Source organism: Nonomuraea sp. NPDC003707, from assembly GCF_053587055.1.
Genome location: NZ_JBSFNK010000002.1, coordinates 150,347 through 170,643, shown reverse-complemented (window position 1 = coordinate 170,643; position 20,297 = coordinate 150,347). Strand labels below are relative to the sequence as shown.

General features: G+C 71.6%; 18 protein-coding genes. 3 read left to right on the top strand and 15 right to left on the bottom strand.

The features are described from left to right. Window positions 1-14: 14 nt before the first annotated feature. The 4 genes from ACWDRB_RS04800 to mraZ all read right to left on the bottom strand — a co-directional run bounded on the left by ACWDRB_RS04800 (window position 15) and on the right by mraZ (window position 4,964). Window positions 15-1,745, bottom strand: coding sequence for a peptidoglycan D,D-transpeptidase FtsI family protein (locus ACWDRB_RS04800; RefSeq protein WP_449892299.1), 1,731 nt, complete (start codon window positions 1,743-1,745; stop codon window positions 15-17). Window positions 1,746-2,743: 998 nt separating this feature from the next. Next, a complete protein-coding gene (locus tag ACWDRB_RS04795) occupies window positions 2,744-3,358 on the bottom strand; it encodes a hypothetical protein (RefSeq protein WP_350729160.1) in 615 nt (204 codons plus the stop codon). Then, on the bottom strand, window positions 3,348-4,313 hold the full coding sequence (gene rsmH / locus ACWDRB_RS04790; protein ID WP_449891871.1) for a 16S rRNA (cytosine(1402)-N(4))-methyltransferase RsmH: 966 nt from the start codon (window positions 4,311-4,313) through the stop codon (window positions 3,348-3,350). Before rsmH ends, ACWDRB_RS04795 begins: the two co-directional genes overlap by 11 nt. A 219-nt stretch (window positions 4,314-4,532) precedes the next feature. Continuing rightward, complete coding sequence (gene mraZ / locus ACWDRB_RS04785) at window positions 4,533-4,964, bottom strand: division/cell wall cluster transcriptional repressor MraZ (RefSeq protein WP_090930667.1); 432 nt, start codon at window positions 4,962-4,964, stop codon at window positions 4,533-4,535. A 408-nt stretch (window positions 4,965-5,372) separates the two neighbouring features. Between mraZ and ACWDRB_RS04780 the strand changes: the two genes are divergently transcribed. Genes ACWDRB_RS04780 through ACWDRB_RS04770 form a run of 3 tightly spaced genes read left to right on the top strand, consistent with a single transcriptional unit; the run spans window position 5,373 to window position 10,098 of the window. Next, the gene (locus ACWDRB_RS04780; protein ID WP_397366034.1) at window positions 5,373-6,413 is read left to right on the top strand and encodes an AAA family ATPase; all 1,041 of its coding nucleotides are present in this window, start codon (window positions 5,373-5,375) and stop codon (window positions 6,411-6,413) included. Further along, complete coding sequence (locus ACWDRB_RS04775; RefSeq protein ID WP_350729155.1) at window positions 6,410-7,672, top strand: DUF58 domain-containing protein; 1,263 nt, start codon at window positions 6,410-6,412, stop codon at window positions 7,670-7,672. The genes ACWDRB_RS04780 and ACWDRB_RS04775 overlap by 4 nt, the downstream gene beginning before the upstream one ends. Beyond that, on the top strand, window positions 7,669-10,098 hold the full coding sequence (locus tag ACWDRB_RS04770) for a transglutaminase family protein (protein WP_449891870.1): 2,430 nt from the start codon (window positions 7,669-7,671) through the stop codon (window positions 10,096-10,098). Before ACWDRB_RS04775 ends, ACWDRB_RS04770 begins: the two co-directional genes overlap by 4 nt. A 228-nt stretch (window positions 10,099-10,326) precedes the next feature. On the opposite strand, the gene ACWDRB_RS04765 is transcribed toward ACWDRB_RS04770, so the two are convergent. From ACWDRB_RS04765 to ACWDRB_RS04715, 11 genes are all read right to left on the bottom strand, one after another. Next, entirely contained in the window at window positions 10,327-10,734 is a 408-nt protein-coding gene (locus ACWDRB_RS04765; RefSeq protein ID WP_350729151.1) for a DUF3040 domain-containing protein, read from the bottom strand. A gap of 229 nt (window positions 10,735-10,963) precedes the next feature. Continuing rightward, complete coding sequence (gene dinB / locus ACWDRB_RS04760; RefSeq protein WP_449891869.1) at window positions 10,964-12,205, bottom strand: DNA polymerase IV; 1,242 nt, start codon at window positions 12,203-12,205, stop codon at window positions 10,964-10,966. 47 nt (window positions 12,206-12,252) lie between these two features. Next, a complete protein-coding gene (locus tag ACWDRB_RS04755; protein ID WP_350729149.1) occupies window positions 12,253-13,005 on the bottom strand; it encodes a methyltransferase domain-containing protein in 753 nt (250 codons plus the stop codon). Between the two features lie 226 nt (window positions 13,006-13,231). Then, on the bottom strand, window positions 13,232-13,570 hold the full coding sequence (locus ACWDRB_RS04750; RefSeq protein ID WP_449891868.1) for an MmcQ/YjbR family DNA-binding protein: 339 nt from the start codon (window positions 13,568-13,570) through the stop codon (window positions 13,232-13,234). A gap of 249 nt (window positions 13,571-13,819) precedes the next feature. After that, window positions 13,820-14,230 carry a transcription antitermination factor NusB gene (gene nusB / locus ACWDRB_RS04745; protein WP_350729145.1) on the bottom strand — a complete coding sequence of 137 codons (411 nt, stop codon included), beginning with the start codon at window positions 14,228-14,230 and terminating at the stop codon, window positions 13,820-13,822. A 1-nt stretch (window position 14,231) separates the two neighbouring features. Continuing rightward, on the bottom strand, window positions 14,232-14,792 hold the full coding sequence (gene efp / locus ACWDRB_RS04740; RefSeq protein ID WP_350729143.1) for an elongation factor P: 561 nt from the start codon (window positions 14,790-14,792) through the stop codon (window positions 14,232-14,234). Between the two features lie 26 nt (window positions 14,793-14,818). Next, on the bottom strand, window positions 14,819-15,856 hold the full coding sequence (locus tag ACWDRB_RS04735; protein WP_449891867.1) for a M24 family metallopeptidase: 1,038 nt from the start codon (window positions 15,854-15,856) through the stop codon (window positions 14,819-14,821). 70 nt (window positions 15,857-15,926) lie between these two features. Further along, on the bottom strand, window positions 15,927-17,591 hold the full coding sequence (locus ACWDRB_RS04730) for a serine/threonine-protein kinase (RefSeq protein WP_449891866.1): 1,665 nt from the start codon (window positions 17,589-17,591) through the stop codon (window positions 15,927-15,929). A 124-nt stretch (window positions 17,592-17,715) separates the two neighbouring features. After that, window positions 17,716-19,005, bottom strand: a complete 1,290-nt coding sequence (locus tag ACWDRB_RS04725) for a dicarboxylate/amino acid:cation symporter (protein ID WP_449891865.1) — start codon at window positions 19,003-19,005, stop codon at window positions 17,716-17,718. A 91-nt stretch (window positions 19,006-19,096) separates the two neighbouring features. Beyond that, window positions 19,097-19,159: a putative leader peptide gene (locus tag ACWDRB_RS04720; protein ID WP_350729229.1), complete on the bottom strand. Its 63-nt coding sequence runs from the start codon at window positions 19,157-19,159 to the stop codon at window positions 19,097-19,099. Between the two features lie 72 nt (window positions 19,160-19,231). Further along, the gene (locus tag ACWDRB_RS04715) at window positions 19,232-20,272 is read right to left on the bottom strand and encodes an LLM class F420-dependent oxidoreductase (RefSeq protein ID WP_397366024.1); all 1,041 of its coding nucleotides are present in this window, start codon (window positions 20,270-20,272) and stop codon (window positions 19,232-19,234) included. Window positions 20,273-20,297 lie beyond the last annotated feature (25 nt).

Genomic DNA, 20,297 nt, shown 5'->3' with positions numbered 1-20,297 from the left:
CGTACCTTCCCTGGTCACTGTCCCGCGCGCATCCGCACCGGCGGCGCGGCGGAGCCTGTGGGAGGAATCTTCTTGCTCTTGATGGCGAACGTCATCACATCCTTGAACACGGGGGCCGCCAACTGCCCGCCGAAGTGGCCGTTCTTCGGGTTCTGCAGCACCGACAGCACCACCAGCCGGGGCTTGTCGGCGGGCGCGAACCCGACGAACGAGGCCGTGTAGCCCTCGTACCGGCCGAGCTTCGCATCGTAGCGGTTGGCCGTGCCCGTCTTGCCCGCCACCCGGTAGCCGGGGATGGCCGCGAGCTCTCCCGTGCCCTCCGCGCTCACCGCGGTCTCCAGCATCGTCGTGATCTCCTTCGCCGTCGTCGCGCTCACCACTCTGGTCTGCTTACCTGCGGGAGCGGGAACGAACCTGCCGGACGTGTCCGTCGTGCCGGCCACGATCCGCGGCTCGATCTTGACGCCGCCGTTGGCGATGGTCTGGTAGACGCTGGCCATCTGCAGCGCGGTCACCGAAACGCCCTGCCCGTAGGCGACGGTACAGCTCTGGCTGCCCGACCAGTTCTTGTAGTCGGGCAGCAGCCCGGCCTCCGCGCTCGGCACGCCGCCACCCGGCCGCGTGCCGAACCCGAACGCCTTCAGCATCCGGAAGAGGCTCTCGCTGCCGACCTTGCGCGCGGCCATGATCGTGGCCACGTTGCTGGACTCGGCCACGGCCTGGCGGAACGTCATCGACTCGGCCTTGTGCGGGTGCGCGTCGCGCAGCACCTGGTCGGCGCACTTGATCCGGTCGGGGACCTGGAACACCGTGTCGGGCGTCACCGCGCCGGCCTCGATCGCGGCGGCGGCCGTGATCACCTTGTTGGTGCTGCCGGGCTCGAACACGTCGGCGGCGGCCTTGTTGACGTACGCGGACGCGGGGGCCTTGCGCCAGTTGTTCAGGTCGAGCTCGGGGGCGTTGGCCATGGCGATGATCTGGGCGCTCTGCACGTCCATGACGATCACGGTGCCGCTGTCGGCGCCGGCCTTCTCGACCTGCTCGGCGATCGACTCCTGGGCGGCCCACTGGATGTCGCGGTCGATCGTCAGCCGCACGTCCTGGCCGTTGACGGGGGCGGTGTGCTGGCTGCTGGTCATCGGGATGCGCAGGCCGTCGCGGCCCGTCTCGACGCGCTGCTCGCCGTCCTGGCCGGCCAGCAGGGTGTTCCTGGCCTGCTCGATGCCGCCCAGCCCGGCGCCCTCGTCGCCGACGAACCCGATGAGGCTGCCCGCCAGGTCGCCCGCCGGGTAGAGCCTGCGGTAGGTCTTCTTCGCCGCCAGCGCGGGCACGCCGGCCTGCTGCAGGCGGGTGGCCACGACCGGGTCGACGTCCGTGGCCAGGCGCTGGTAGCGGGTGTTGGTCCTGGCCAGCTTGGCGGAGATCTCCTGCTCGCTCTTGCCGAGCTGCTGGGCCAGGAGGGCGGCCCACTTGGCCCGGGTCTGGGGGGTGACCTTGGACGGGTCGATGGACAGCTCGCGCGCCTCGACGGTGATGGCCAGGCCGTGGCCGTTGACGTCGGTGATCGAGCCGCGCTCGGCGGGGATCTGCTCGGTGTGCGTGCGCTGGCCCACCGCCGCAGCCTCGTACACCTTGGAGTCGAGGCCCTGCATCTGGATCAGCCGCCCGGCGAAGATCGACAGCACGAACGTCATGCCGATCAGGCCGATGTTGATGCGCCTGCGCGGGTTGCCGAGCCGCAGCACCAGCGGCGGCCTGGGCGGGCGCGGCGGCGGACGGCGCGGCCCTCTGGGCGGGGGCACCTCCCCGCCGCGGCGCGCCGCCACCCGCTCGCTGCCCCGGGCCGCCTCCGGCCTGGCGGCCTGCGGCCTCGGGCCGCCCGCCTGGGGACGCCGCAGCGCGCCGTCCTCCCTGGCCCGGCTCCGGAGGTCGTCCTCCTGCCGGCCGCGGCGCGGCGCGTCGTCCTCCTGCCGGCCGCGGGCTCGCTCGTCGCCTCCCTGGACGCGCCCGCGGAGCCGGTCGGCCTCGTCGCGCCCCTGGGGAGCGCGCCCTCTGGGCCGGTCGCCCTCGTCACGGCCCCGCCCCGCGCTGTTCCTCGGGCGGTCGTCGTCATCGCGGCTGCGCCCCGCGCCACTCCTGGAGCGGTCGTCCTCATCGCGGCCGCGTCCCGCGCCACCCCTCGGGCGGTCGTCCTCATCGCGGCCCCGCCCTGTACCGCTCCGGGGGCGGTCGTCCTCGTCGCGCGGGCGCCTGCGGGTGCCGTCCGCGGCGTCGCCGCGCGAGCGGCCGCGCCCCGAACCGCCCGAGCCGCCCGAACGGCCGCGGTCCGGGCCGCTCTGGCGGGTGCCGTCGCGGCGGGCACGGTCGGGGCCGCTCTGGCGGCCGCCGCCGGAGCGGGGACGGCCGGTCTCACCCGGGTCGGCGCGGTCGGCGTCGTCGCGGCGGGAACGGCCGCGCGGTTCGTCGCCGGACTCGCGCGGCGGACGGCCCCGTGGCGGGTCGCCCGGGCCGAACGGCAGGTCGAGCGGGTCCGGCGGGCGCTTGCGCGGCTGGCGTGGCGGGTTCTCCGGCGACGCCGGGCGGCCCGACCCGTCGGAACGGCCCCCGTCAGAACGTGCGGAGCCGCCCTGCCGCCCCGCCCGTCCCGGACCTCCCGGCGTACGACGAGCGGCGCCGGGCCCTCCTTGAGAGCCGGCGCCGCCAGCGCCGCGGCCGGGTCCCTGCCCCCTGCCGCCTGAGTTGCTCACCGTTCCCTGTCCGCCTGACCGCTCTGGCCGTCGGTGCCCGCGCCGCTCCAGCTGTCGACGTTGTCCCAGTTGCGGTGCTCGCCCTGGTTCTCGGCCATCGTGGCGAGGACGTCGGGCTGCGTCTTGAGCTGGTATTCCAGCTCGATCTTCTCCTTCTCCTGACGCGCCACCGCGATCTCGTCGCGCAGGTCGGCGTCGGTGATGGCGTCCTTGGCCAGCATGGTGTTGAGCAGCAGCAGGCTCACCAGGCCGCCGCAGAGCAGCCCGACGACGAGCAGCACGAACGGCGCGCGCTGGCTGCGCGCGGGCCGGCGCCGCGCCATCGGCCGCCTGATCTGCGCGCTCACCGAGGCGATCCGCTTGCCGGCGGTGCCTGCGCCCGTACGGGTGCCCGGACGCACGCGGGTGGCGCCGTCGGCGCGCTCCCGCTCGGCGCCGGGCCGCTTGCCGTCGAGGTCGAGGCGTGCCCGCTCGGCCGCCGACAGCTTGCTCTCGACGTCAGGACGGGGCCGCGGCTTGGACTGGTGCGGCGCCCCGAGCCGGCGCGTGCCCGTCTTGGGGGTCGCGCGGCGGACAGGCGCTCCCCGGCCGGTCTCCTGCTCAGTCGTCAACACGGATCCTCTCTGCCGCCCGTAGCCGGGCCGAGGCCGCCCGCGGGTTGCGGGCGAGCTCTTCTTCGCTTGGGAGCTCGGCTCCCCTCGTCAGGAGGCGGAACCTCGGCTGGTGAGCCGGCAGGGGGACGGGCAGCCCGGGGGGGCTGGTGTCCCTGGTTCGCGCCGTAAGGGCCTGCTTGGTGAGCCGGTCCTCGAGCGAGTGGTACGAGAGCACGACGACTCGCCCACCCAGCGCCAGCGCGTCGAGTGCCGCGGGCAACGCCGCCTCCAGGGCGGACAGCTCCGCGTTCACCTCGATGCGCAGCGCTTGGAAAGTCCTCTTGGCGGGGTTTCCCCCGGTGCGCCGGGTCGCGGCGGGAATCGCCTCACGCACGATGTCCGCAAGCCGCTTAGTCGAGGTTATGGCCTCTTTGGCCCGTTCCTTGATGATCAGGCCCGCGACACGCGGAGCGAATCGTTCTTCTCCGTAATCGCGCAGGATGCGGATCAGCTCCGGGGCGGAGTAGGTGTTGACCACCAGCTCCGCCGTCAGCTCCTGGTCGGTGTCCATCCGCATGTCGAGCGGCGCGTCGTAGGAATAGGCGAACCCGCGCTCCGCCTCGTCGAGCTGCGGCGAGGAGACGCCCAGGTCGAACAGGGCTCCGTTGACCGTGGTGCGCCCCGCGCGGGCGAGCACCTCGGCCAGGTCACCGGAGGAGGCGTGGACCAGGGTGGTCCGGTCCGCGTACGGGCTCAGCCGGCGGGTCGAGAAGTCGATCGCGAAAGGGTCGCGGTCGATCCCGATCAGATGAAGTGAAGGATAGGCGGCGAGCAGGGCCTCCGAGTGGCCACCGAGGCCGAGGTTGGCGTCGACGACGACCGGCTCGCTGCCGGTCAGCGAAGGCCCGAGCAGCTCCAGAACGCGCTCGAGCATCACCGGAACGTGACCGCCCGTGCCAGCGTTGTCCTGCATCTCCAACCCCCCTCTCGCGCCCTTGCCCGCGGATGACGCGTATAGATCGATCGTCGGCCACCTCTGAGTCCCCACCCGGCGCCGCCCGGCCAGGTCCCCATCCGCACCCTCTTCGTGGACGCCTGTCATCTGACACCGGGGAAGGTGCATCAGCTGACCGGCAGTGGTTGCGGGTGGAGACCTCGCCGAACGACAACACCGACGGATCGACCGTGGTCACTACAAGATCCCTGGCAGCACCTCCTCCGACAGATCGGCGAACGCCTGCTCCTGCGCGCTGAGATAGGTGTCCCAGGCCTGCGCGTCCCAGATCTCCAGCCGGGTGTTGGCCCCGATGACGACGCAGTCACGCTCCAAACCCGCGTACTGACGCAGGCTCTGCGGGATCGTGATACGCCCTTGCTTGTCTGGCTTCTCGTCGGACGCACTGGCGAAGAAGACGCGGCTGTAGTCGCGCACCGCCTTGGCGGTGACCGGGGCGGTGCTGAGAGCCTCGGTAATGCGCTGGAACTCCTCCACGGGAAAAACGTAGAGGCATCGCTCCTGGCCTTTGGTGATCACAAGACCCTCCGCCAGCTCCTCACGGTACTTAGCCGGCAGGAACAGCCGTCCCTTGTCGTCCAGACGCGGTTGATGGGTGCCGAGGAACACCGGCCCCACCTCCCGTGCCTCGTGAAGCGCTCAGCGCTGGTGCACCGGGCCCTCCACTGCGCACCACCATACTCCACTTCTCCCCACCGTCAACTGATTCGAACCGTCTTCATCATCGGTTTCCGTTGCGTTACCGCAGGTCAGAGCGATGGAGCGGGGTGGAGGGGGGTGACCGGGCGGTCAACCCTCATGGGCGTGTCGAGGGTTCAAAAGGCCGCGGAAATAGGGGCTCGGCTCGTTCGGGAAGCCCGCTGTGGAGGAAAGTGGAGCGCCCGGTGGGGTGTCGTGTCACGGGATTCGTACTGCTATGCGACAAGAACAGGAACATCACCGGTGTTCCCTGGAATATCCACAAATGTCGCCCGAGAACCCACAGCGTCGTAGGGTCGTACACACAATGGAAAAGGAATGGCATGGCTCCCGCAAAGGCACCCTACGGGACAGCCGTCGCACTTCTCTCATGGAGGCCCGGTGGCAGTAACCCATGATGTCCCTCCCCAGCTCGACGAGCTGGTCTCCACCGCGCATCGGATTCGGAACGCCATCGAATCGGTGATCGAGGGCAAGGGCGACGCCGTCCGCATCATGCTCACCGTCCTGCTCGCGGAGGGCCACCTCCTGATCGAGGACGTTCCAGGGGTCGGCAAGACCATGCTGGCCAAGGCGCTGGCGCGCTCCATCGACTGTCCGGTGCGCCGCGTGCAGTTCACTCCCGACCTGCTGCCCAGTGACATCACCGGGGTCAGCGCGTACAACCAGCAGACCCGGGAGTTCGAGTTCAAGCCCGGCCCGGTGTTCGCGAACATCGTGGTCGGCGACGAGATCAACCGCGCCTCTCCGAAGACGCAGTCCGCGCTGCTGGAGTGCATGGAAGAGCAGCAGGTGACGGTGGACGGCGAGACGTACCAGCTGGACACGCCGTTCATGGTGATCGCCACCCAGAACCCCATCGAGATGGAAGGCACCTATCCCCTTCCCGAGGCGCAGCGCGACCGGTTCACCGCGCGCATCGCGATGGGCTACCCCGAGCCGCACGCCGAGCTGGAGATGCTCGACGTGCACGGTCAGACCTCGCCGCTGGACAAGCTGGAGCCGGTGGCGACGACGGCCGAGGTGCGCGCCCTCATCGAGGCCGTACGCGGCGTCTACGTCTCGCAGGCGGTCAAGAAGTACGCCATCGACCTCGTCGTGGCCACCCGCCACTCCCCCGACCTGCGGCTGGGCGCATCGCCCCGATCCACACTGCAGCTCGTACGGGCCGCCAGGGCGCACGCCGCGCTGGCCGGTCGCGACTACGTCATCCCCGACGACCTGCAGGACCTGGCCATCCCCGTGCTGGCGCACCGGCTGCTGCCCAGCGTCGAGGCCCAGGGCCAGCGCCGCCTGCCGGAGCAGGTGGTGACCGATCTGATCAGGCGCGTACCGGTGCCGGAGGCCAGGGCGTCGTGAGGGCCGGACTGCGGGCGCTGACCTCCAGGGGCAGGTCGTTCCTCGCCTCCGGCATCGCGGCGCTGCTGATGGCCGTCATCCTGGGCGAGAACGACCTGTTCAGGATCGGCGTCCTGGTGACGGCGCTGCCGCTGCTGGCGGCCATGGTGGTGGCGCGCACGCGCTACCGGCTGAGCTGCGCCAGGCGCCTCGACCCGCCGCGGGCGGAGGTCGGCGGCGAGGCCACCGTGACCCTGCGGCTGGAGAACGTCACCAGGCTCCCGACCGGGCTGCTGCTCATCGAGGACACCGTTCCTTATGCGCTGGGCGTGCGGCCCCGGTTCGTGCTGGACCGGGTCGAGTCGCGGGGCGTGCGGGAGATCGACTACCGGGTGCGCTCGGACCTGCGCGGCCGTTACACGATCGGCCCGCTGTCGGTCCGCATCGCCGACCCGTTCGGGCTCGTCGAGCTGACCCGCTCGTTCACGATCAGCGACACGCTCGTGGTGACGCCGCACGTCGCGGCGCTGCCCCACGTGCGGCTGTCGGGTGAGTGGACGGGCGGCGGCGACAGCCGTACCAGGAGCGTGGCCGCGGCCGGCGACGACGACGTGGCGCCACGCGAATACCGGCAGGGCGACGACCTGCGCCGGGTGCACTGGCGCTCGACGGCCCGCCGCGGCGAGCTGATGGTGCGCCGCGAGGAGCAGCAGTGGCAGAGCCGCGGCGCGCTCCTGCTGGACACCCGCAGGTACGCGCACCGCGGCGAGGGCCCGCGCTCGTCGTTCGAGGTGGCGGTCTCGGCCGCGGCCTCGATCGGCGTGCACCTGGCCCGCGAGGGCCTCGGCCTGCGACTGGTGACCGACCAGGGCGCCGAGCACCTGACCGACACCGGACTGAGCTGGTCGCTGCTCGACACCCTCGCCGTGGTGCGCCACAGCCCGGCCCGCTCCCTGGAGATGGGCGTCTCGGCCCTGCGCCAGGGCGGGGGCGACGGGCTGATCGTGGCCGTGCTCGGCGACCTCGACCCGGAGGAGGCGAGAGAGCTGGCCAGGCTGAGGCACAGCGGCATCACCGCGGTGGCGGTGATGCTCGACGTGAGCACGTGGGACGGCGGGGACCGCGCGGCCGCCGAGAACCACCAGGCCGTGCAGACGGTCCTGGCCGGGTACGGCTGGCGCATCGTGCGCCTGCCCGCGGGCACCTCGATCGCCTCCGTCTGGCAGAACGCCGCCAACCGCGACAGATACGCGCTCAACCCCGCGGGAGGCGCGGCATGAGGCTGACCGTCGCCTCCGGTGTGGCCGCGTTCGCCGCGGCGTTCCTGCTCTACCCGCTCTTCCAGGGCGGCTCCTGGTTCTGGTCGTCGCTGGGCGCCGTGCTCGCCGTGATGGCCGCGGGCCTGCTGAGCAGCCGCCTGTCGCTGCCCGCGTGGGCGGCGCCGCTGGTCGCGCTGCTCGCGGTGTGGGTCTACCTGACCGCGGCGTTCGCCTCCGCCAAGGCGTGGGCGCTGGTGGTGCCGACCCGCGGGTCGGTGGTGGAACTGGGCAGGCTGCTGGGGGTCGGCTGGGCCGACATCCAGCGCTTCGCCGCTCCCGTGCCGGAGACCGAGGGCATCACGCTGCTGACCGCCGGCGGCGTGGCGCTGATCGCGATCGCCGTCGACCTGCTGGCCGCGCGGCTGCGCAAGGCGGCGCTGGCCGGGCTGCCGCTGCTGGCGCTGGCCACCGTGCCGGCGACGATCCTGCCCGACCCGATCAGCTGGCCGGCGTTCATCCTGGCCGCGCTCGGGTTCATCGGCCTGCTGATCGCCGACGGGCGCGAGCGGGTGGGCCACTGGGGCAGGGCGGTGCTGGTACGGCGGACGACCCGCGCCACGTCCTCCCGGCCCGAGGCCCGCACCTCGGCGGACACCAGCGGGCTGCGGCTGTCGGGCAAGCGCATCGGGTTCGCCGCGATCGTGCTGGCGGTGCTGGTGCCCGCCCTGCTGCCGGCCATGGAGCCGGTGTCGTTCTTCACGTTCGGCGTGGGCGGCAGCGGCTCGGGCCGGGGCAACTCGATCAGCATCCCCAACCCCATCGCGAACCTGAAGGGCCAGCTGGAGCTGCCGGAACGGCGCGTGGTCCTCACCTACGCCAACAACGACGACAAACCCCGCTATCTGCGGATCTTCGCGCTCGACACGTTCGACGGCCAGCAGTTCGGCATGACGGAGCCCAAGGGTGCCCCGCAGAACAGGACGGACAACGGCCCCCTCCCGGCGCCGCCCGGTCTCGGTCCCCAGCCGAAGGTCAAGACCGTGACCACGGACATCCGGATCAGCGACGAGATCACGAAGCTGCAGTTCCTGCCGCTGCCGTACCCGCCGCGACAGATCCAGATCGACGGCGACTGGCGGGCGGACGTGGACACGCTCATGGTCTTCTCCACCCGCGACGAGGCCGCCGGCGTCGAGTACGAGGTGACCACGAGCGAGCCGGAGCCCACGCCGGACCTGCTCGATTCGCTCGGCGGGACCCGGCCCAGCGTCGATCCCCGCTTCCTGAGGCTGCCGGACAACCTCCCGCCCGAGATCGCCGAGCTGGCGACCACGCTGACCGCGAACGCCAAGACGGACTACGAGGCGGCGGTGAAGCTGCAGCAGTTCTTCACCGGCGGCGACTTCACCTACAGCCTCAGCACGCAGGGGCACGGCAACTCGGCGCTGCGGGACTTCCTGCTGCGCGATCGTGCGGGCTACTGCGAGCAGTTCGCCGCATCGATGGCGGTGCTGGCCAGGCTGGTGGGCATCCCGTCGCGGGTGGCCATCGGCTATACGGGCGGCACGAAGGTCGGCGACCGGTGGCAGGTCGGCACGAACGACTCCCACTCCTGGCCCGAGCTGTATTTCGAGGGTGTGGGCTGGCTGCCGTTCGAGCCGACTCCCGCGGGCTCGGCCGGCCAGGGCAGCGCGCGGGTGCCCGAGTACACCCAGCCCCGGCCGGAGGCGACCGGGGAGGCGTCGACGCCGACGCCGGGTTCGACGAGTTCGTCCGCTGACGAGCCGGTCGACCCGCAGGCCCGGCGCAACCCTCGCGAACTGGACCGCGAGGGCGTGGTCGCCACCGGCGGGCTGCCGACGGACGACTCGATGCCGCTGATCGGCCAGATCGGCATCGGCGCGGCGGCGCTGCTGCTGGTGCTGCTGATCCCCGCGGGCCTGCGTCTGATCACCAGGAACCGGCGCGTGCGCACCCTGGGCTGGAAGGTCTCGGAGCCGTCAGACGATCTGACGGCCCGGATCGCGTCGAAGTCGGGGGGCGGCCATCCGTCGGTCGCCGCCGCGTGGGCGGAGCTGGACGACGTGCTGTACGACTACGGCATGGCCCGCCAGCTCAGCGAGACCCCGCGGGCGCTGGCACGGCGGCTGACCCAGCAGTACGAGTTCGACGCCGACTCGGCGGCGGCCATCACGGCCATCGCGTCCGCGGTGGAGCGGGTGCTGTTCGCCAGGGATCCGGGACAGATCGGGCCGCTGCGCAAGGACCTGCGTCAGGTGCGCCAGGCGCTGGCGGCCACGGTGTCACGCGGGCGCCGGCTGCGGGCGGTGCTGCTGCCGCCGTCCACGCTGCGGCGGCTGCGGGGGCTGGGCGAGCGCCTGCTCGACGGGTTCGACCTGCTGGAGAACATCAGGCTGCGGCGGACGTCCGCCCAGAAGGGCTCCTGACCGACCGACGCGACCGGCCGTTCCCCTCGTCGAGGGGGACGGCCGGTTTCGTTTTCGGCAGCGGGAACGCCGGCGCCTGGCCGGGCTCACCTTGGGGGCAGGGGACGGGCGGCCACCGGTTGCGCCGTCGCGCGCCTGGGCGGACGAGCGCACGACGGGACCCGGAAGGGCCGCCTCCCACACGAGGGCCGCCCGGACGCGTGTCCGGGCGGCTCCGCAGGTCAGCGGTCAGCGCTCATCGTTGCGGCGGCGCCAGCGCTCTTCCATGCGCTCCATGAACGTCCCCCGGCGCGGCCGACGGGCTTGCTTGCCCGGAGGAGGGGCCGAGCCCGAGGCGGGCGCGGAGTCACCGAACCCGTTCATGCGTTTCCAACTGGACAGGCCCCACAGACACGCGGCGAGCATGACCACGAAACCGCCGACGCCGAGAGGGATCAGGGCACTGCCACTCATCACCACGCCGACCATCATGATGACGACGCCGAGAGCAAAGCCGATGGAGGCCTTGATCAGACGACGCTTGTAATGGCTGCGCGGGTCACTGATCCTTACGGTGTTGGCCCACTTCGGGTCCTCGGCGTAGAGGGCCTGCTCGATCTGGTCGAGCAAGCGCTGCTCGTGCTCAGAGAGCGGCACGGCGCCTCCCAAGGACAGCCCCAGGACGGGGAAGACGGCAACGGACGACACGGGGTGTCCGAACCTCGCGGTCGGTTATCCCCAGAATACGAGGCTGTAGACGTAGGCGAAAGCAAACGTCCAACGCAGACCAAACCGGAGGTGTCGTCATGGCTCCATTGTGGCCCATCTCGCCCCCCTTCCCCCAAAATCGCGACACCGATACCCCATAAAAATCCGGACATCTGCGTCATGTCTCTACATCATCAAGCTTGCCACGTACGAGCGATGCTGGGAGCACCGCATCGGGACCGAATCGCCGGATCGCCTTGTCCATGGCCTGTTCGGCCTCGCGCCAGCCGGTCTCCCGCTCTCCGATGCCGAGTTGGTGGGTGGCCTCGCCCGCGGGGCGCAGGTTTTCCATCCTCACGCCGACCAGGCGCAGCCGCACGCGCTGGAGGCCGGCCGCCTCGAACAGCTCGCAGGCTGTGGCATAGATCACCTGGGCCACGTCGGTCGGCTCGCGCAGTGTGCGCGAGCGGTTGATCGTCGTGAAATCAGCGCGGCGGAGCTTCACACTTACAGTCCTTCCCACGTGTCCGCCCTTACGCATCCTGGCGGCCACCCGCTCGGAAAGACGCAGCAACTCCCGCTTGATCACCTCGGGATCGTCCACGTCGGCCGCGAACGTCTCCTCGTTGCCGATGCTCTTGTCGGGCACGTGGGCGCTCACCGCCCGCTCGTCACGGCCCCAGGCCAGCGCCGCCAGGTGGCCGCCCACGGCCTGCCCGAGCTCGCGCTGGAGGGTGGCGGGCGGCACCCTGGCCAGGTCGCCGACCGTGCGGATGCCGAGGCGTACGAGAGACTGCTCGGTGCGCTCGCCGACGCCCCACAGCGCCGAGACCGGCAGCGGGTGGAGGAAGTCGACGACCTGGTCGGCGGGCACCACCAGCAGCCCGTCGGGCTTGCACTGCTTGCTGGCCAGCTTCGCCACGAACTTGCTGCTCGCCACGCCGACCGAGCACGTGATGCCGTAACGGTCGAGGACCTGCTCCCTGATCATGGCGGCGATGACGGCGGGCGGGCCGAGCCGGCGCCTGGCGCCCCCGACGTCGAGGAACGCCTCGTCGGAAGCGATGGGCTCGACCATCGGGGTGATCGTGTGGAAGATCTCCATGACGCCCTTGGAGACCTCGGAGTATTTGCCGTGGCTGGGCGGGATGATCGTGGCCTGCGGGCAGAGCCGGCGCGCCCTGCTCATCGGCATGGCGGAGTGCACGCCGTGGGCCCTGGCCTCGTACGTGGCGCTGAGCACGACGCCGCGCCCCGCGGGCGAGCCCACGATCACCGGGCGGCCGCGCAGCTCGGGACGCTCGAGCAGCTCGACGCTGGCGAAGAAGGCGTCCATGTCGACGTGCAGGATCGGGCAGCCGCTGTCGTCGGCCCCGGTGCGTGGAGCGGGGCCGATGCCGGTGATCTGCTTGCGAGACACGCCGCCGATTCTATCCGAACATGCGTTCTATACCCAGTGCCGGCGCCTCATGACCTGTGCGCGAGCACGTGCAGCTGAGTAGCGATGTCGCGCAGCACGGGGTGGGTGGCGGCGACCTGCTCGAGGGCGACGAGCGCCTCGGCGGCGCCGGGCTCCCCGTCGACGAGCCTGCTCGGGACCAGGTCGGCGAAGACGCGCACGCCGTGGACGGCGCCGACGGCGAACCCGGTCGCGGCCAGCAGCTCGGAGAGCGTCTCGGCGCCGAAGCGCCTCGGGGTGGGGTCGCGGTCGCCCCAGGTGCCCCGCGGGTCGTCGAGAACGGCCCGCGCCTCGTCGAACTGCCCCGCGAGCGCCCGGTGGATCGCGCTGCCGACGGGGTTGGCGGTCAGCACGCTCACCGCGCCGCCCCTGCGCAGCACGCCCGCGACGGCGGTCAGCGCGCTGATCGGGTCTTCGACGTATTCGAGCACGCTGTGGCAGAGCACCAGGTCGGCGCTGTCGCGGCTGAGCAGCTCGCCCAGGTCGGCGGCGTCGCCCTGCAGGGACCGCACGCGCACGCCCTTCTCCTTGGCGCGGCGCTCGAGCGCGGCCAGCGAGTCGGGGCTCGGATCCACGACGGTCACGGCGTGACCCAGCGCCGCCAGCGGCACGGCGAACCCGCCGGTGCCGCCCCCGGCATCGACGATGTCGAGCCCCTCCCGGCCGGTCGCCGCCGTCCGTTCGGCCAGCGCGGACCGCAACGCGTCCCAGACGACGGCGGTCCGCACCGCCGGGGTCCTCGTGACGCCTTCAGCACGCAACGTCGGCTCGCCTCCCTCTCCCCTCGCGACGGCCCGCGCTCCGGGCCCTCGCGATCGCGCACATCGTGAACTGCGCTTCTTCGCGGTCGGGCCCCAGCCTACGCCGTGCGCCGGTCCCCCGCTCGCCGTCACCGGCACCGCCCGCTCCCGGGTCGCGCACGCCGCCCGGGCGGGTCGCCGTCGATGCCGGGGTAGCGGGGTCAGGTGGCGGGGTCAGGTGGCGGGGTCAGGCGTCGAAGCCGGCGGCCGGCCGCTTGGGCGCCCGCAGCCGCCAGGCGTCGGTCAGCAGCTCGCCCATCTCCTCGGCGTCCACGGCCCCGAGCCGCACCAGCACGGCGGCGGACCCGTCGTAGTGCGGGGTCGCGAAGAACGCGGCCGGTTCGGCCGCGATCAGCCCCGCCTTCTCCTCCTCGGAGCCCACCGGCAGCACCAGCACGTCGCCCTCCTCACGCACCCGGGCGAACCACTTGCCGCGGACGTAGAAGGCGGGCGTGCCGTACATGGTCTTCTCGACGGTCCCGGGCAGCGCCAGGGCGAGCCGGCGTACGTCGTCCTCGGTCACCATGCCCACACGATACGCACCGCCGGACGAGCGGCAAGGGGCGCGTCGCGGCTGGTGACGCGCCACTTGTCCGCACGCCCCCTGGCCACACGTCAGGCTTGCGCGCATAGGCGCCCGGCCGTGTGACAACGCACGGCCCTCGTCTCGGCGAGCCGTGCGGGCAGGCGTCGTGTTGTGTCTTCGGACCCTGTGTTTTGGAAGGTACGCCTTATTTCTTTGGAACGTACCCCGAACTCCCCCTTTTGACGGTGTCTAAAGGGTGAGGCTTGGCTTGAGCTGCTTGAAGCGGGCCAGCAGCCCGTTCACGAACTGCGGCGACTCGTCCGTGGACAGCTCAGCCGCCAGGTGCACCCACTCGCTGATCACCACGCCCTCGGGCACGCCGGGCATCCAGAGCAGCTCGTACGTGCCCCCGCGCAGCAGGTTGCGGTCGACGGCGGGCATCCGGTCGAGGGTCCAGCCCTCGGCGTAGGTGGTGATCAGCTCGTCGATGCGCGCGTGGTGTCTGGCGACGCCCTCGACGATGGTCGAGGTGTATTCGTTCACCGGGGGCTCCTGCCGCTCCACGCGTTCGGCGAGGATCTTCAGCGGATCCTCGCTGCGCAGCTCGGCCTCGAAGAGGATGTCAAGCGCCCGCCGGCGTGCTTTGCCGCGTGCCGACACCTCAGGCCCGGCCGAGGTAATCGCCGCTGCGGGTGTCGACCTTGACCTTCTCGCCGGTGGTGATGAACAGCGGCACCTTGATCTCGGCGCCGGTCTCCAGCGTGGCGGGCTTGGTGCCGCCGGTGGAGCGGTCGCCCTGCAGGCCGGGCTCGGTTTCGGCGATGGTCAGCTCGACCGCGGCGGGCAGGTCGACGTAGAGGGCCGAGCCCTCGTTGAACGCGACCGTGGCCAGAGTGTTCTCCAGCATGTAGTTGGCGGCGGTGCCGACGGTGTTGTTGGGCACGTTGACCATGTCGTAGGTCTCGGTGTCCATGAACACGAAGTCGTCGCCGTCCTTGTACGAGTACTGCATCTCGCGCTTGTCGACGTTGGCCACGTCGACCTTCACGCCGGCGTTGAAGGTCTTGTCGACGACCTTGCCGGAGAGGACGTTCTTGAGCTTGGTGCGCACGAACGCGCCACCCTTGCCCGGCTTGACGTGCTGGAACTCGACCACGGCCCAGAGCTCACCGCCCTCGAGCTTCAGCACCATGCCGTTCTTGAGGTCGTTGGTCGTCGCCACTCGTTCTTCTCCCGCGTGCGGCCGCTCTAAAGGACGAGCAGCTCCTTGGTCGTCTTCGTGAAAAGTTCCGGCCCGCCCTCACGTGTCACCAGGGTGTCCTCGATGCGAACCCCGCCCCGGCCCGGGAGATAGACCCCGGGCTCGACGGTGATCGGAACTCGATCCTCTAGTCTACCGGTCCGCGAGGGGCCGAGGAACGGCTCCTCATGGATCTCCAGGCCGACTCCGTGTCCCAGCCCGTGCCGGAAGCGGCGCCCGTACCCCGCGTCCTCGATGACGGTACGGGCCGCCGCGTCCACCTCCCTGGCCCCCGCGCCCGGCGCGAGCGCGTGCCTGCCGGCCCGCTGCGCCTCGGCGACCAGGTCGTAGATCTCGCGCTGCCAGTCCGTCGGCGGGCCCAGGCAGACCGTCCTGGTCATGTCGGCGTGGTAGCCCTGGTAGCGGGCGCCGAAGTCGATGGTGACCAGGTCGCCGGCGCGCAGCTCCCTGCCGGAGGGGGCGTGGTGCGGGATCGCGCCGTTCTCGCCTGCGGCCACGATCGTGTCGAACGCGGGCTTGTCGGCGCCCAGCTCGGTCATGCGGTTGTCGAGGAGGCGGGCGAGGTCGCGCTCGGTGATCCCCGGGACGATTTTCCCTGAAATATCGGCAAATGCCTGGTCGGTGATCTCGCAGGCCGTACGGAGGAGCTCCAGCTCGCCGTCGTCCTTGACCGCCCGCAGCAGCTCCACCACCGGCTCCAGCGGCACCAGCCCCCCGCCCAGGCGCCGGTACGTGGCCACGCTCATCCACGCCGCCTCGATCCCGGCCCCCGGCTCCGCCAGCGCGCTCTCCACGTCGTACGCCTCGATCGACGGCACGTCCAGCGTGCGGGCCACCTCGATGTAGCGGTTGTCGGTGGCCAGCAGCGCGGTGCCGCCGGCCCTGACCAGGACGGCGGCGTTCGAGCTGACCAGCCCGGTGAGGTAGCGGACGTTCACGGGCGAGGTGACGAGCAGGGCGGTCACCTCACGGGCGGGCAGCAACCCGGCGAGCCGGGCCCGGCGTGCCACGTAGTCGACGCTCATGGCGCCAATGTACGTGTTCCGCCCCTGACGTCACTATCGCCCGCCACCCGGCCGAGCCCGCCTTGAGCTCCTAGTCGTCGGGCAGCCGCCAGTCGTTCAGGACCTGAGCCGCCGGCCCGGACCCGCCCATGTCGCCCTTCTCCTGCGCCCGCCTCAGGTCGTGGTAAACGCCGGCGACCTGGTCGATCCCCGCGTCGATGCGGCCCTCCTCGAACTTCCTGGCGGCCTTCCTGATCTTGTCGCGGGCCTTGCCGGCGACCTTGGGGTCGATCGCGCCCATGGCCTGCTGGGCCATCAGCGCCTCGTCGAACTCCGACAGCCACTTGCGCCAGCCGCCCGGCGGCATCGCCTCGCCCAGGGTGGCCTTGGGCTGGACCGTCTCGCGCAGCGAGGTCGGTCCCAGGGTGCTCACCAGGCCGGGCGTGGCGTCCGGCGTGGGCTCCTCGGTGGGGAGCGTGGTAGGCAGTGTGCTCGGCAGCGTGGTCGGTTCGGCGGTCGGGGTGGAGGCGGTCAGCGGCTCCTCCTTCCTCGCGCCCGCCCACATCACCATGACGACGGTCACCACCGCGATGACCACCACGGCGGCGCCGAGCTGGAGGATGAGCTTGCGGTTCGACGCCGGGGCGGGCTCGAGGTCGCCCGCCTGGTAGACGGCGGTGTCACCGGCCCTCGGAGGAGGCCCGCCGTGCCCGGGGACCTGGAAGACCTCGGTCGATCCGTCGCCCCCGAACGTCCCGGCCCCGGGCGCGCCGCCCGGCCCACTGGACGGCACGCCGCCGTCCCGGAAGGAAACGCCCGTCACAGGCATGGCCGCCCCGGGCGGAGGCGACCCGGCGGGAGCCGCCCCAGGATGGGGCGCCCCAGGGTGAAGCGACCCGGGGGGAGCCTGCCCGGGCCCGGGCGGCATGGGTGGCGCCGCGGCGGGCGGCGCGGCCGGGTTGGCGCGCGGCCGCGCGATGGCGGCCAGCGCCCGCCGGATCGCCTCACCGCTGCCGGGCCGCTGCGCGGGATCCTCGGCGATCATGGCCAGCACGAGCCGATCCAGCTCCGCGGACACCTCGGCCCTCGACGCGCTCGGCGGAGCGGGCACACCCCGCCCGGAAGCGCCGCCGGAATCATCCCCCGCCTCGTCGCCGAAGGGCGGGCGGCCGCACAGGAGCTCGTAGCAGACGCACCCCAGCGCGTACAGGTCCCCGGCGGCCGCGGCCTCCTGCCCCGCCGCCCGTTCGGGCGCCACGTACCGCGGGTCCCCCGGCACCCGGTCGTCCATCCCGAACCCGACGACCTTCAGCACCCCGCTCCCTGCCATCCGGAAGCTGTGCGGGGCGACGTGCCCGTGCACGACCCCCGCCCGGTGCGCGGCGTCGAGCCCGGCCGCGGCCTGCCCGATGAGGTCGCACACCTCGACGATCGGCAGCGGACCGCGCGCGGCCAGCTCCTCACCCAGGCTGGGGCCGGTGAGGAACTCCATCACCAGGAACGGCGCCCCGTCGTGGTCGCCGACGTCCAGCACCATGGCCACGTTCGGATGGATGACCCGGGCCACGGCCTGGGCGTGCTGCCTGAGCACCTCCCGGGTCGCGCCCCCCGCCACCCGGGCGCCGAGCACCTTCACGGCCACGACCCAGTCAGCCCGCGTGTCGTACCCTCGCCACACCTCACCCATCGGCCCGCTGCTGATGCGCTCGTCAAGCCGATACCGGTCAGCGACCAAGGACGGCGTCGCGTCGGACATATCCCCGCCAATTACTCGAAAATCAGGATTTCCGACCACCATAGGGCCCCGCAGACACTGCCGCCCCATCATCCCGCCGGGCGGGATGATGGGGCGGGATGATGGGGCGGGCCGGGCGGCGAGGTCAGGCCGCCGCGGGCTGCGGCACGCGGCCCACCGGCGCGGCGACGTCCAGCGGCTGGGGCGGCGCGTTGAAGACGGCCTCGTCCAGACGGCCCTCCGAGCGCGCCACCAGGACGGGGACGACGAGCTGCCCCGCGACGTTGGTCGCGGTGCGGATCATGTCGAGGATCGGGTCGATGGCCAGCAGCAGGCCGACGCCCTCAAGGGGCAGCCCCAGCGTGCTGAGCGTGAGCGTGAGCATGACGGTCGCGCCGGTCAGGCCCGCCGTGGCGGCCGAGCCGACCACCGACACGAACGCGATCAGCAGGTAGTCGCCGAACCCGAGGGGCACGCCGAACACCTGGGCCACGAAGATCGCGGCCAGCGCCGGGTAGACCGAGGCGCACCCGTCCATCTTGGTGGTGGCGCCGAACGGCACGGCGAAGGAGGCGTAGTCGCGGTCCACGCCGTTGCGCTCGACGGTGACCCGCTGCGTCAGCGGCAGCGTGCCGACGGACGAGCGGGAGACGAAGGCCAGCTCGATCGCGGGCCACGCGTTGCGGAAGAACTGGACGGGGTTGACCTTGCCCCACACGGCCAGCACCGTCGGGTAGACGGCCAGCAGCACGATGAAGCAGCCGATGTACACCCCGGCGCTGAACTTGGCCAGCGGCGCCAGCAGGTCCCACCCGTACGTGGACACGGCCTTGCCGATCAGGCCCGCGGTGCCGAGGGGTGCCAGGCGGATGACCCACCACAGCGCCTTCTGCACCAGCTCCAGGACGGAGCGGGCGAGGTTCAGGAACGGTTCGGCCTTCTCGCCGACCGCCAGGGCCGCCGCGCCGAGCACGACCCCCAGGAAGACGATCTGCAGGACCTTCACCTCGGTGAAGGCGGTGACGATGTTGGTGGGCAGGATGCCGGTGACGAAGTCGAGCCAGGTGCCCGCGCCCTCGGTGTCCACGGCCTTGGCGGCGGCGGTGTCGAGGGTGACGCCCTGGCCGGGGTTGATGAGCAGGCCGAGGCCGATCGCGAGCGCCACCGAGACGAACGCGGTGACGAGGAACCACAGCAGCGTCTTGGAGGCGAGCCTGGCCGCGCCGTTGACGTTGCGCAGGTTGGCCACGCTGACCAGCACGGCGGTGAAGACCAGGGGCGGCACAGCGAGCTTGAGTAGCTGGACGAAGATCTGCCCGATCCGGGTCAGCGTCTCGGCCAGCCAGGCCACGTCCCAGATCTTGGCGGCGAAGCCCAGCGCGATGCCGGCCGCGAGGCCGGCCAGCAGTTGCAGGGAGAAGGAGAATCTCTTCATGGGTGGGGGAAGCTCCCGGGGAAAGGGCATGCCGGCCCGCCGCGCGAGCGGGCATGCCAGGTGAGGAAGGGGTGATCGAGGCTGACGCGGTTCAGCGACAGAGCGATCCGTGCAACCGGCACAGATCGATGTGCAGCCGCTCGACGAGCCACACGAACACCAGGGAGAACCTCACGAGCTCCCACAACACCCGTTAAAACGGACGTATTCCACTAAAGGGTGTGACTCACCCCACAATGTCCTTGATCAGCTCAATCAGCCGGACCCGCTCCTCGTGCGTCCTGCCGAGCGGCGCCACGTTCAACGTGGTCACCCCGGACTCCTTCATCGCCTGGACGCGGTCGCGCACGAACCCCTCGCTGCCGATCAGCGACATGCTCTCCAGCAGCTCGCCGGGCACCAGGGCGGCCGCCTCGTCCTTCTTGCCCTCGAGGTAGAGGTCCTGGATCCGCTCGGCCTCCTTCTCGTAGCCGTAGCGCCTGGCCAGGTCGTTGTAGAAGTTGCGGCCCTTGGCGCCCATGCCGCCGATGTAGAGGGCCGCCATCGGCCGCCCGAACTCCAGCAGCCCGGCCACGTCGTCGCCGACAGCCAGGGACGCCTGCGCGATCACGTCCAGCTCGCCCAACTCGGGGTCGCGCTTCTCCTTGCCGGCGGCCAGCGACCGGCCCCACACGTCGGCGGCCTTCTCGGGCACGTAGAAGATCGGCTCCCAGCCCTCGGCCAGCTCGGCGGCGAGCTCGACGTTCTTGGGCCCGATGGCGGCGATCACGATCGGGATGCGGGGCCGTACCGGGTGGTTGATGAGCTTCAGCGCCTTGCCCAGGCCCGTGCCCTGGTCGGGCGGGAGCGGCAGCGTGTAGTGCTTGCCCTCGTGCACCAGGCGCTCGCGCCGCCACACCTGGCGGCAGATCTCGATGACCTCCCTGGTACGCCCGAGCGGCGCCGTGTACGGCACCCCGTGGAAGCCCTCGATCACCTGCGGCCCCGACGCGCCGAGGCCGAGCGTGAAGCGCCCGTCGGAGACGTAGTCCAGGCCCGCGGCCGTCATGGCCAGCAGCGTCGGCGTGCGGGAGTAGATCGGCAGGATGCCGGAGGCGATCTCCAGCCGCTCGGTCCTGGCCGCGATGTACCCCATCTGGCTGACGGCGTCGAAGCTGTAGGCCTCGGCCACGAAGACGATGTCGAGCCCGGCCTTCTCGTAGTCCGCCAGCTCGGCCACCGTCTCCTTGAAGCCGCCCGAGTAGTTGAGTGCCATACCGATGCGCATGCCGGGCTCCCGATGAAACCGAATG

What these genes read in the sequence shown, in the direction of transcription:
- rsmH (WP_449891871.1), bottom strand. Translation starts at nt 4,313, where the DNA reads ATGCAGGACAACGCTGGCACGGGCGGTCACGTTCCGGTGATGCTCGAG.
- ACWDRB_RS04780 (WP_397366034.1), top strand. Translation starts at nt 5,373, where the DNA reads ATGGCATGGCTCCCGCAAAGGCACCCTACGGGACAGCCGTCGCACTTC.
- ACWDRB_RS04770 (WP_449891870.1), top strand. Translation starts at nt 7,669, where the DNA reads ATGAGGCTGACCGTCGCCTCCGGTGTGGCCGCGTTCGCCGCGGCGTTC.
- ACWDRB_RS04750 (WP_449891868.1), bottom strand. Translation starts at nt 13,570, where the DNA reads ATGGTGACCGAGGACGACGTACGCCGGCTCGCCCTGGCGCTGCCCGGG.
- ACWDRB_RS04735 (WP_449891867.1), bottom strand. Translation starts at nt 15,856, where the DNA reads ATGAGCGTCGACTACGTGGCACGCCGGGCCCGGCTCGCCGGGTTGCTG.
- ACWDRB_RS04730 (WP_449891866.1), bottom strand. Translation starts at nt 17,591, where the DNA reads ATGTCCGACGCGACGCCGTCCTTGGTCGCTGACCGGTATCGGCTTGAC.
- ACWDRB_RS04725 (WP_449891865.1), bottom strand. Translation starts at nt 19,005, where the DNA reads ATGAAGAGATTCTCCTTCTCCCTGCAACTGCTGGCCGGCCTCGCGGCC.
- ACWDRB_RS04715 (WP_397366024.1), bottom strand. Translation starts at nt 20,272, where the DNA reads ATGCGCATCGGTATGGCACTCAACTACTCGGGCGGCTTCAAGGAGACG.